Source organism: Pedococcus sp. 5OH_020 (assembly GCF_027812955.1).
GTDB lineage: Bacteria > Actinomycetota > Actinomycetes > Actinomycetales > Dermatophilaceae > Pedococcus.
On record NZ_JAPYZV010000008.1, the window covers coordinates 266,505 to 278,038 of the forward strand.

At 71.5% G+C, this 11,534-nt stretch carries 8 protein-coding genes; 4 read left to right on the plus strand and 4 right to left on the minus strand.

The window, feature by feature from the left end; translation table 11 throughout:
* Positions 1–158 precede the first annotated feature (158 nt).
* Complete coding sequence (locus PHA84_RS16270) at positions 159–2,186, plus strand: amylo-alpha-1,6-glucosidase (RefSeq protein WP_270889179.1); 2,028 nt, start codon at positions 159–161, stop codon at positions 2,184–2,186.
* A 46-nt stretch (positions 2,187–2,232) separates the two neighbouring features.
* Positions 2,233–4,101, plus strand: a complete 1,869-nt coding sequence (gene dxs / locus PHA84_RS16275; protein WP_270889180.1) for a 1-deoxy-D-xylulose-5-phosphate synthase — start codon at positions 2,233–2,235, stop codon at positions 4,099–4,101.
* 74 nt (positions 4,102–4,175) lie between these two features.
* On the opposite strand, the gene PHA84_RS16280 is transcribed toward dxs, so the two are convergent.
* Both PHA84_RS16280 and PHA84_RS16285 read right to left on the minus strand, forming a co-directional pair.
* Positions 4,176–6,362 carry a 3-hydroxyacyl-CoA dehydrogenase NAD-binding domain-containing protein gene (locus PHA84_RS16280; RefSeq protein ID WP_270889181.1) on the minus strand — a complete coding sequence of 729 codons (2,187 nt, stop codon included), beginning with the start codon at positions 6,360–6,362 and terminating at the stop codon, positions 4,176–4,178.
* Entirely contained in the window at positions 6,359–7,576 is a 1,218-nt protein-coding gene (locus PHA84_RS16285) for a thiolase family protein (protein ID WP_270889182.1), read from the minus strand. The genes PHA84_RS16280 and PHA84_RS16285 overlap by 4 nt, the downstream gene beginning before the upstream one ends.
* A 166-nt stretch (positions 7,577–7,742) precedes the next feature.
* Between PHA84_RS16285 and PHA84_RS16290 the strand changes: the two genes are divergently transcribed.
* Positions 7,743–8,612, plus strand: coding sequence for an alpha/beta fold hydrolase (locus PHA84_RS16290; RefSeq protein ID WP_270889183.1), 870 nt, complete (start codon positions 7,743–7,745; stop codon positions 8,610–8,612).
* Here the strand turns inward: PHA84_RS16290 and PHA84_RS16295 are convergent.
* Both PHA84_RS16295 and PHA84_RS16300 read right to left on the minus strand, forming a co-directional pair.
* On the minus strand, positions 8,609–9,913 hold the full coding sequence (locus PHA84_RS16295) for a ribonuclease D (protein ID WP_333742358.1): 1,305 nt from the start codon (positions 9,911–9,913) through the stop codon (positions 8,609–8,611). The two genes, PHA84_RS16290 and PHA84_RS16295, sit on opposite strands and share 4 nt — an antisense overlap.
* 25 nt (positions 9,914–9,938) lie before the next feature.
* A complete protein-coding gene (locus tag PHA84_RS16300) occupies positions 9,939–10,523 on the minus strand; it encodes a DUF3000 domain-containing protein (protein WP_270889184.1) in 585 nt (194 codons plus the stop codon).
* A gap of 78 nt (positions 10,524–10,601) precedes the next feature.
* Here PHA84_RS16300 and PHA84_RS16305 point away from each other — a divergent pair, with 78 nt between their 5' ends.
* On the plus strand, positions 10,602–11,435 hold the full coding sequence (locus PHA84_RS16305; RefSeq protein WP_270889185.1) for an EamA family transporter: 834 nt from the start codon (positions 10,602–10,604) through the stop codon (positions 11,433–11,435).
* The last annotated feature ends 99 nt before the right edge of the window (positions 11,436–11,534 follow it).

Consider the following 11,534-nt stretch of genomic DNA (forward strand, 5'->3'; position numbering starts at 1 on the left):
AGCAGAGAGGGCACGCAGTGGTCGAAACACGGACAGATCCACCCCCGGAATCTGGCCGAACGGCTGAGGGTGGTGACTCGCGCCCATCGGGCCGGAGCGGCTCTCCCGCGTCGACCTCGGTAGGACGGCAGCCCTGGCTGCACGAGCTGCTGATCTGCGTGCACGGGAACGCGACCGCGCTGTCGGCGTTCGATGGCGACATGTCGCCGCAGGCTGCGCAAGGGCTCTTCGTCGACGACGAGAGGCTCCTGTCCCGGCTACAGGTCCTCCTCGGCGACGAATCCGCCAGCCCTGTCGCAGCCACCGCCCGAGGGGCGCGCGCCGAGTTCTTCGGCGCCGTTCGCGGGCTCGGTGACCCCGGAGCCGACCCGACGGTGGAGATCCGGCGGTCCCGGCTCCTGTACGCCGCGACGATGGTCGAGGACATCACCGTCGTGAACCGCTCTGCGCACGAGGTCGACACGACGCTTCTCGTCCGTCTGGCTGCGGACGGCGCGCCGATCGCCGACGTCAAGTCCGGCGCCGTCGGCGCGCCTGCCGTGCGTCCGTGGGTGGACGCCGGACGGGTCGTGTTCGAGACGGGACGCCACCGCACCACGGCGGGGTTCGAGCCACCGGCGGACGCACTGGACCTCCACGAGGAGGGAGCCGTGGCGCGGTTCGACGTGGCCGTCCCGCCGGGCCGCAGTCGGACCATCCGGGTCACAGTGGCCGCACGGCGTACCCGCTCGACGGAGTTCGACGCGGACCCCGGCAGCGACGGCGTGCGGTGGGACTCGGTGCACGTCGAGGCAGACGACGCACGACTGCGGTCGTTGGTGGAGCACTCGCTCGACGACCTCCGCCACCTCCTGCTGCGGGACCCGCAAGAGCCGGAGGATGTCTTCGCTGCGGCCGGGTCGCCCTGGTACCTGACCCTTTTCGGGCGCGACTCGCTGTGGGCGGCCCGGATGATGCTGCCGTTCGGCACCGAGCTGGCGGCCGGCACCCTGCGTGCCCATGCCCGGCGGCAGGGGAGCGCCGAGGACGACCGGCGTGCCGAGCAGCCGGGGAAGATCGCGCACGAGGTGCGCCGCACCGCGTACGACGCCTCGCTCAGCGGGCTGGCGCTGCCTCCGCTCTACTTCGGCACGGTCGATGCCACCGCGCTCTGGGTGACGCTGCTCGTCGAGGCGTGGCGGTGGGGGCTGCCCGAGGTGGAGGTCCGCGAGCTGCTGCCGAACCTGACCGCAGCGCTCGGCTGGATCACCGGTCCCGGGCAGCCGGACGCCGACGGGTTCCTCAAGTACCTGGACTCGACCGGTCACGGGCTGGCGAACCAGGGCTGGAAGGACTCGAAGGACTCCATGCGGATGCGCGACGGCCGCATAGCGCGGGCCCCCATAGCCCTGGTGGAGGCCCAGGGGTACGCGGTGCAGGCCCTGCTCGGCGCAGCCGACCTCCTGGAGGCGCTGGCCGAACCGGGTGCCGACCGGGCCCGTGCGGAGGCCGCCGTACTGGCGCAGCGGCTTCGGGAGGCGTTCTGGGTGGACGGCGGTCCACGACTTGGCCGCTATCTCGCCATGGCCCTCGACGGCGACGGTCGGCGGGTCGACGGCCTCGGCTCGAACATGGGCCACCTGCTCGGTTCGGGCGCTCTGACGTCGCAAGAGGCGGCACTGGTGGCTCGCGCGGTGACCGGGAGCGAGCTGCTGGACGACTTCGGCGTACGCACGCTGGGTCGCGACAACGGCGGCTTCAACCCGATCGGCTACCACACAGGTTCGGTCTGGACGCACGACTCCGCGATCATCGCGCTGGGGCTGGCGCGTGAGGGGTTCAGCTCCGAGGCCGTGCGGGTCGCTCGTGCCCTGCTGGCGTCGGGGGAGGCCTTCGGCTACCGCTGGCCGGAGCTGTATGCCGGTGAGCCCATGCTTGGTCGTCCTGCGCCGTACCCGGCGTCCTGCAGACCGCAGGCCTGGGCGGCCGCCTCGGCGGGTGCGCTGCTGACTGTTGCGCTCGGGCTCAGGGCCGACGTCCCGGCAGGCCTCCTGCACGTCGCTCCTCCCACCCCGGGACCCTTCGGCGCCCTGCGGCTGAGCGGCCTGCGGGTGGGTGACGCCGTGGTCCAGATCAGCGCCAACCGGGCAGGCGAGGTGGGCGTCACAGGACTGCCGGATGGCATGCGAGTGGTGGGCAGCGCTTAGACTCAGGCGGTTGCCCTGCGGTTGAGACGGTGAAAGGACGGCCTGCGTGGGAGTGCTGGAGACCATTGGGAGCCCGGCGGACCTCAAGGCGCTGCCGGCTGCCCAGCTCCCGGCCCTGGCCGAGGAGATCAGGGCCTTCCTGGTCGAAAGCGTCTCGAAGACCGGTGGCCACCTCGGGCCGAACCTCGGCGTGGTGGAGCTGACGATCGCCCTGCACCGCGTCTTCAGCAGCCCGTACGACACGATCGTGTTCGACACGGGTCACCAGTCGTACGTCCACAAGCTCCTCACCGGACGGCATGACTTCAGCAAGCTGAAGAAGCAGGGCGGCCTGTCGGGGTACCCGAGCCGGGCGGAGTCCGAGCACGACGTCGTGGAGAACTCCCACGCCTCGACGTCGCTGTCGTGGGCTGACGGCATCGCCAAGGCGCGGCGCCTGCGAGGGGAGCGGGGCCGGCACACCGTCGCCGTGATCGGCGACGGCGCTCTCACCGGTGGTATGGCGTGGGAGGCGATCAACAACATCGCCGCCGACAAGGACCTTCCGCTCACCATCGTGGTCAACGACAACGAGCGCTCCTACGCCCCCACGATCGGCGGCCTGGCGGACCATCTGGCGACCCTGCGTACCACCCGCGGCTACGAGCGCTTCCTCGACTGGGGCAAGAACACCCTGCACCGCACACCGGTCGTCGGCGGTGCGATGTACGAGACGTTGCACGGCATGAAGAAGGGGATCAAGGACATCGTCGCTCCGCAGGGCATGTTCGAGGACCTGGGCCTGAAGTACCTGGGACCGGTCGACGGGCATGACGAGGCGGCGGTGGAGTCTGCACTGCGGCGGGCGCGGTCCTTCGGAGGGCCGGTGCTCGTACACGTCATCACGCAGAAGGGCCGGGGCTACCAGCCGGCCTTCGAGGACCAGGCCGACCAGTTCCACGGGGTGGGCAAGTTCAACCCCGAGACGGGCCTGCCGTTCGAGGTCACCGGCCGGATCTGGACCGACGAGTTCAACGACGAGATGGTCGCCGTCGGCGCCGAGCGGGACGATGTCGTGGCGCTGACCGCTGCGATGCTGATCCCGGTCGGACTGGATGGCTTCGCGGCCGCGTACCCGGACAGGGTCTTCGACGTCGGGATCGCGGAGCAGCACGCTGTGACGATGGCGAGCGGGCTCGCCTTCGCCGGTCTGCACCCCGTCGTGGCGGTGTACGCGACGTTCCTCAACCGCGCGTTCGACCAGCTGCTCATGGATGCCGCCCTCCACAAGGCGGGGGTGACGTTCGTGCTGGACCGGGCGGGCGTCACCGGCAGCGACGGACCGTCTCACAACGGGATGTGGGACATGGCCCTGGCGTCGATCGTGCCGGGGCTGCGGCTGGCGGCCCCGCGTGACGGGCAGCAGGTGCGCCGCCAGCTGCGCGAGGCCCTCGACGTCTCGGACGGGCCCACCGTCATCCGGTTCCCGAAGGGCGACGTGGGTGCACCGGTGGCGGCCGTGCGGCAGCAGGGCGCCGTGGACGTCCTGCACGAGTCGTCGCCCGACAGCTGTGACGTGCTGGTGGTGGGCGTCGGCGCGTTCGCCTCGGTGGCCGTGGAGGTGGCCGGGAAGCTCGAGGCGCAGGGGCAGGCCGTCACGGCGGTGGACCCCCGATGGGTGCTGCCCGTCAGCGACGACCTCGTAGAGCTGGCGCGTCGGGCAGGGACCGTGGCGGTGGTGGAGGACAACCTCGTGAGCGGGGGGGTTGGGGCCGCCGTCACGCTGGCGCTGCGTGAGGCCACGGTCGACGTGCCCGTGCACCTCTACGGCATACCGAAGCGGTTCCTCGACCACGCGTCCCGTGGCCAGGTCCTCGACGAGCTGGGGCTCACCGCCGACGCTGTGGCGACCTCCCTGTCCGGCCGGCTGTCCTGAGCCGGCGGGCAGGCACCCGCCGAGCGGATACCCGCCCACCGAGGGACGAGTGGCTGGAGGGCGCCCGAGTCGCGTCAGGCTGGGACGCTCGCCACGCCCGGAGGCAGGAACCGTCGTCCGTTCACGCGCTCGGAGACGCCCTCCCGGTCCAGCAGCGGCGTGAGGCCGCCGTTCCAGAACTGGAAGCCCGCGCCCGTGATCATGGCGAGGTCGAGGTCCATCGGGGCCTGCACCACACCCTCGTCGAGCATGCGGCGCGCCTCGTCGGCCAGCACGCCCAGCACCCGTTCGCGCACCTCCTCGGTGGTGAGCACGACAGGGTCGGCCGGCTTCTCGAACAAGGCCTCCACCTCCGGGTCCACGACCGGCCTGCCCTGGGGCCAGCCGTAGATGGCCTGCTTCCTGGCTTCGACGACGCGCCGCAGGTTCGGCGAGACATAGAAGCGGTCCGGAAAGGCCTTCGCCAGGGTCTCGTTGTTGTGCAGGGCGATGGCCGGCCCCACGAGCCCGAGGAGGACGAACGGCGGCATGGGGGCCAGGCCTGTGAACGCGCGGTCCGCGACCTCGATCGGCGTCCCCTCGTCGACGACCTTGGCCACCTCTCCCATGAAGCGGCCCAGGAGGCGGTTGACGACGAAGGACGGCGAGTCCTTGACCAGGATGGTCGTCTTCTTCAGCGTCGTGCCGATGGCGAAGGCCGTTGCCAGGGTGGCGTCGTCAGTCTGCTGGCCCCTGATGATCTCCAGCAGGGGCATGACGGCGACGGGGTTGAAGAAGTGGAAACCAACCACCCGCTCCGGATGCGCGAGGCCGGCGGCCATCTCGCTCACCGACAGCGAGCTGGTGTTGGTGGCCAGGACGCACTCCGGCGAGACGACAGCCTCGACCTCGTGCCATACCTGCTTCTTGACCGACATCTCCTCGAACACGGCCTCGATGACGAAGTCCGCGTCCGCGAAGCCGTCCTTCGTGGTCGCTCCGGTGACCAGGGCCTTGAGGCGGTTCGCCCTGTCCGCGCTGACCCGGTGCTTCGCGAGCAGCTTGTCGACCTCGCCCTGGACGTAGCCGACGCCCTTGGCCACGCGCGCCTCGTCGAGGTCCGTCATGACGACGGGGACCTCGAGCCGCTGGGCGAACAGAAGGGCGAGCTGGCTCGCCATGAGGCCTGCTCCGACGATGCCCACCTTGGTCACCCTGCGGGCCAGGGCCTTGTCGGGCGCGCCTGCAGGGCGCTTGGACCGGCGCTGCACCAGGTCGAAGGAGTAGAGCCCGGCCCGTAGCTCGTCTCCCATCACGAGGTCGGCCAGCGCCTCGTCCTCGGCGGCGAAGGCCTCGTCCCGAGTGGACGTTCGTGCGGCCCGGACCAGCTCCAACGCCCGGTATGGCGCCGGCGCCTTGCCGCCCGTCTTGAGGTCGACGAGCGTCTTGGCCGCAGCCAAGGCGGCCTTCCACTCCGACTCGTCCCGGGAGACCTCCTCCCGCTGCACGGTGGTCTCATCGGTGAGCACCGAGGCGGCCCAGCGCAGGGACTCCTCCAGGAAGTCTGCAGGGTCGAACATGACGTCCGCGATGCCGAGCTGGAACGCCTGCGGGCCTTTCAGCATCCGGTTGGTGTTCATCGGGTTCTCGATGATCACCGTGAGGGCGTTCGCAGGCCCGACGAGGTGGGGCAGCAGGTAGCAGCCGCCCCACCCGGGAACCAGCCCGAGGAAGGTCTCCGGAAGCGCCAGAGCAGGCACGCCCGCCGAGATGGTGCGGTAGTCCGCCGCGAGGGCCAGCTCGACGCCACCTCCCATGGCGGCGCCGTTGAGGAAGGCGAACGTCGGCACCGGCAGGTCCGTGACTGCCGCGAACGCGGCATGACCGGCGCGCGCCACCTCCAGCGCCTCGTCCCGGCTGGTGGCCTGGACGACGGCCTTGAGGTCAGCACCGACGGCGAAGACGAACGGCTTGCCGGTGATGCCGACGGCGTGGATCTCGCCGTCCGCCGCCCGCTGCGCCAACCGCTCGACCGTGGCTCGCAGTCCCGCAATCGTCTGCGGGCCGAAGGTGTTGGGCTTGGTGTGGTCGAAGCCGTTGTCGAGCGTGACGAGGGCGAGCACGCCCGCGCCACCCGGCAGTGGGATGTCCCGGACGGGGGTGTGCGTGACGACCTCCTCGAACCCGGTAGGGACGCTCGCCGGGGTCCCGGCGTTCGGCGGGGCCGTGGCTGCCGTCTCGGTGGCCGGGGTGCTGTCGGTCCGGGTCGTCGCCTGCGTCATGCCGCGGCCTCCCTGCCGTAGTCGGCGTGGTGGGGGTTCTCCCAGATGACGGCTCCGCCCATGCCGATGCCGATGCACATGGCGGTCATGCCGTAGCGCACGTCAGGGTGCTCCTCGAACTGGCGTGCCAGCTGCGTCATGAGGCGCACGCCCGACGCAGCAAGCGGGTGCCCGGTCGCGATGGCGCCGCCGTACTGGTTCACCCGAGGGTCGTCGTCGGCGAGGCCGAAGTGCTCCAGGAAGGCGACCACCTGCACGGCGAACGCCTCGTTGAGCTCGAACAGGCCGATGTCGTCGATCGACAGCCCCGCCTTCCGGAGAGCCTTCTCCGCCGCGGGTACGGGGCCGATGCCCATGACCTCTGGCTCGACGCCGACGAACGCGAAGTCGCGGAGCCCCATGCGGACCGGTAGCCCCAGCTCCTGCGCGGCGTCGGCCGAGGCGAGGATGCATGCGGTCGCGCCGTCGTTGAGCCCGGCGGAGTTGCCGGCGGTCACGTTGCCGTGCGGCCGGAACGGCGTCTTCAGCTGGGCCAGGTCGTGCACGGTCGTCCCCGGACGTGGCGGCTCGTCCTCGGTCGCCAGCCCGAACCCGAGCTCCTGGTGGCGCGTGGCCACCGGCACGAGGTCCGGCTGGATCTGGTTGTTGGCATAGGCCTTCGCGAGCTTGTCCTGGGAGCCCACGGCGTACGCGTCGCTGCGCTCCCTGGTCAGGCTGGGGTAGCGGTCGTGGAGGTTCTCGGCCGTCGAGCCCATAACGAGGGCGCTGGGATCCACGAGCTTCTCGGCCACGATCCGCGGGTTCGGGTCGACCCCCTCGCCCATCGGGTGCCTGCCCATGTGCTCCACCCCGCCGGCGATGGCCACGTCGATGGCCCCGAACGCGATCGAGGAGGCGACCGTGGTGACCGCCGTCATCGCGCCCGCGCACATCCGGTCGATGGAGTAGCCCGGTGTGGTCGTGGGCAGCCCCGACAGGAGCGCCGCCATCCGGCCCAGCGTCAACCCCTGGTCGCCGATCTGGGTCGTCGCGGCGATGGCCACCTCCTCCACGCGCTCCGGGGGGAGCTCGGGGTGCCGGCGCAGGAGCTCGCGGATGCATTTGATGACCAGGTCGTCGGCCCGAGTCTGGGCGTAGATGCCCTTCTGACCGGCCTTGCCGAACGGCGTGCGTACACCGTCGACGAACACGACCTCACGCAGAGTGCGGGGCACGGAGCCTCCCTTACGAGGTTGAGGAACGGCGCCGGCAGTTCGGCGCGCACAGGTGCGATGCTACTGCGGGGTAACAAGGCGGTCACCGGCGCCGCGGCGTGAGGGCCGTCACCACGCGCGCCGCGGCCGCCTCGCGGCTCTGCAGCGAAGTCGGTTGGATGCCGTCATGGGGATCTTCGAGGGGTTCGTCGACGAGCGCATCGCTGTGGAGGACGTCGTCCTGAGGGTCCGGCACGGTGGAGAAGGCACGCCCGTCCTGCTCGTGCACGGCCATCCCCGGACGGGCGCCACGTGGCACGACGTCGCAGCCCGGCTCGTCAGCGCGGGCTTCAGCGTGGTCTGTCCGGACATGCGCGGCTACGGGCAGTCCACTGCTCCATCACCCTTGCCGGACCACTCGCAGCAGTCCAAACGAGCAGTAGCCTCGGACCTGGTCCAAGTCATGCGAGCCCTCGGCCACGACACGTTCGCCCTCGCTGGCCACGACCGAGGCTGCTACGTCGCGTTGCGGCTCGCGCTCGACCATCCGCACGCGGTGACGCGTCTCGCCGTCCTCGACGGCGTGCCGATCAGCGAGGCCCTGGCCAGGGCTGACGCAGAGTTCGCACGGCGCTGGTACCACTGGTTCTTCTTCGCCGTCCCGGAGAAGCCCGAGCGTGCGATCGGCGCCGACCCCCAGGGCTGGTACGGCGGCACTGCGGACCACATGGGGGAGGAGGCCTTCGCCGAGTACCGTGCCGCCATCATGGACCCCGACACGCGGCTGGCGATGCTGGAGGACTACCGCGCCGGCCTCGGGGTGGACCGCGACCACGAACTAGGGGACCGGGACGAGGGGCGCACTGTCGAGTGTCCGACGCTGTTCCTGTGGTCTGCCCGAGACGACCTGGAGGACCTCTACGGGGACCCGCTGGAGATCTGGCGGTCCTGGGCGCCCACGGTCACGGGTCATAACGTCGACTCCGGCCACCACATGGCGGAGGAGAACCCGGGTGCCCTGGCCGCTGAGCTGGCGAGGTTCTTCGCGGACGCTTAGCCGTCCTCCAGGACGTCGTCGGCTGACGCCGTCTCGAACGCCGCGACGATCATGGGCGCGACGATGTCGGTCTGCCATCGTCGCGCGCCCAGGTCCTGAAGCGCTGTCGCGAATCCCTCCACCGTGCGCTCCTGCGGCGGTGTCCAGATCACTCGCCGCAGTGGTTCGGGAGACAGGACGTTCTCCACGGGGAGCTGGTGCTCGGCGGCGAAGGCGGTCAAGGCCTGGCGGGTGGCAGCCAGCCGTGCGGCCGCCACGGGGTCACGCTCGGCCCAGGCGCGCTGGGGCGGTGGCCCCTCCGAGCGCAGGGTGAGCGGCGGCAGGTCGCTCTCCGGGATCGCGGCCGCCCTGGCGAGCGCATCACGCCACTGGCGCTGGTACCGGCGAACGGAGCGGTGTCCGCCGGCCAACGTGCCGGGGTTCGCGGCCGCCTCCATCGCGATCTCGACGAGCACGGCGTCCGGCAGCACCCGACCAGGTGAGACGTCCCGCTCCTGGGCGACCTCGTCGCGGGCCAGCCACAGCTCGCGCACCATGGCCGCCGTACGACGATGTCGCACGCGATGCATCCCGGAGGTCCGCCGCCACGGGTCGAGCTTCGCCGCAGGCCCGGTGAAGCCGAGCAACGCCTCGAACTCCTGGCGGGCCCAGCCGTCCTTGCCCTGCCGAGCGAGGTCGACTCCCATGAGGTTCCGGACCTCCACGAGCACCTCCACGTCGAGCGCGGCGTAACGCAGCCACGGCTCCGGGAGCGGTCGGGTGGACCAGTCGACCGCCGAGTGCTCCTTCGCCAGTGACAGGCCGAGGTAGTGCTCGACCACCGCGGCCAGCCCCACGCGAGGAAGGCCCAGCAGCCGCCCGGCGAGCTCCGTGTCGAACAGTTGTCGGGGCCTCAGGCCCACCTCGGCGAGGCAGGCGAGGTCCTGCGTGGCGGCATGCAGGATCCATTCGGCGTTGCCGATGGCCTCGTTGAGGGGCGACAGGTCCGGACATGCCATGGGATCGACGAGCCAGGTGCCGGCACCCTCGCGCCGCAGCTGCACCAGGTAGGCGCGCTGCCCGTAGCGGTAGCCGCTGGCGCGTTCGGCGTCGAGGGCCACCGGTCCCACTCCGGCGGCGATGGCGCTGGCGGCCTCGAGGAGTCCCCGCTCGGACTCGACGACCGGCGGGACGCCGTCGGCCGGCATGTCGAGGGGGACGAGGTCGCGTACCGGCTCGGGGTCGACGCCGTCGGGCTCTCCGACGGCGGACTGCGCCCCGGGCGCTGCCGCGACCTCGGGGTCGGCGTCGATGTCGGTCATCCGGCCAACCTACCGGGCCGGTGGGTCAGCGGCGCGGTCCAGGCAGGGCGATCACGCCTTCGGGCAGCGGCGGCAGGCCCGCGATCGTGCAGAGCAGGTCGGACCAGGCCAGCAGGTGGGCTCCGACGTTCCCGGACACGGGCGTCCACGACGCTCGGACCTCCATCTCCACGCTTGCCGGACGGTCGGACAGACCGCCGAAGCTCTCGGAGACCACCCGGGTCACCGTGCCCGCCTCGGCGGTGAACGCGACGTGGTGCGACTCCAGCGCGTCGGTCAGCCAGGACCATCCCACGGCTCCGAGCACCGGGTCGTTCGCCAGCTCGGGCTCGAGCTCGGCCCGCGCGAACGTCACGGCTCGCCAGGCGCCGTCCCACGGCTCGGGCATCGACGGGTCATGGAGCAGGACGAAGCGACCGGAGGCGAGCTCGTCCTCGTCGACGGCCGCTCCCACCACCTCCGCCGTGAGGGCCACGGCGTACGGGGCGATCCGCTGCGGCGCAGGCACCTCGGTGAGGCGGATCTCGGGACGCAACCGCGCCCCACGCAGGTCGCTCAACGCCTGCGTGAACTCGGGTGACTGGTCGCCAGGGACCGTTCGGCTGCCCACCATCAGAGGGTAAGCCGCGGGGTCCGCTATCACAGGGAGGTTCGCGTCGTCGTGTCGCGTCCCCGGTACCGTGCCCGCATGCTGTCCGCACTCGCGCTCGCCTCGAGCCTCTGCTGGGGGGCAGCCGACTTCTTCGCCGGCCTGCGGTCCCGCGCCCTGCCCCCGGCGGCGGTGGTCGCCTGGTCGCAGGGGCTGGCGCTTCTCGTGCTCTCCCTCGCGCTGGCACTGGGACGCTTCCCCTCGCAGGACGGCTGGGTCGGCTGGGCCGTCGCCGCGGGGGTCTCCGGTTCCGGTGCCCTGGTCTGCTTCTACGCCGCGCTGTCCACCGGGACGATGGGGGTCGTCGCTCCGATCGCCTCCCTGGGGGTGGTGGTGCCCGTGCTGCTCGGCGTGGCCACCGGGGACCAGCCCCCGGTTCTCGCCTGGGTCGGTATGGCAGTAGCGGTCGCCGGCGTGACCCTGGCCTCCGGACCGGAGCTCACCGGGGAGGTGTCGGCCCGTCCGCTGGCGCTGGCCTGCGTGGCCGCGGTGGGTTTCGGGCTAGCCCTGTACTGCCTGGACCGCGGCGCCCGGGAGTCGCTGGTCCACACGCTGTGGGGCATGCGCCTGACCTCGGTCACCCTGTTCGTGCTGGCCGGCGTGGTCCTGCGCCGAGCCGGCGGTGTGAGGCCCGCGCACCTACCGGCTCTGGGTGCGATCGGTGTCGGTGACCTCGCTGCCAACGGGCTGTTCGCGTATGCGTCCTCGCACGGCATCGTCAGTGTCGCCAGCGTGCTCGGCTCGCTCTACCCGGTCGTCACGGTGGTGCTGGCCCGGCTGCTGCTCGACGAAAGGCTGCGCCGGGTGCAGGTCATGGGGGTGGCGACGAGCCTGCTGGGGGTCGCGGCGATCGCCCTGGCCGCCGCGGTCTGAGCCGCGTACGGCCACACCTAGATGTACCCGGCCGGCACGTTGGTTACAGGCGGCTGATCGGGGGTTTGCCGCCGAGTGCGCTGTGGCGGCGTTCAGTGT

What these genes read in the sequence shown, in the direction of transcription:
- PHA84_RS16280 (WP_270889181.1), bottom strand. Translation starts at nt 6,362, where the DNA reads ATGACGCAGGCGACGACCCGGACCGACAGCACCCCGGCCACCGAGACG.
- PHA84_RS16290 (WP_270889183.1), top strand. Translation starts at nt 7,743, where the DNA reads ATGGGGATCTTCGAGGGGTTCGTCGACGAGCGCATCGCTGTGGAGGAC.
- PHA84_RS16295 (WP_333742358.1), bottom strand. Translation starts at nt 9,913, where the DNA reads ATGACCGACATCGACGCCGACCCCGAGGTCGCGGCAGCGCCCGGGGCG.
- PHA84_RS16305 (WP_270889185.1), top strand. Translation starts at nt 10,602, where the DNA reads ATGCTGTCCGCACTCGCGCTCGCCTCGAGCCTCTGCTGGGGGGCAGCC.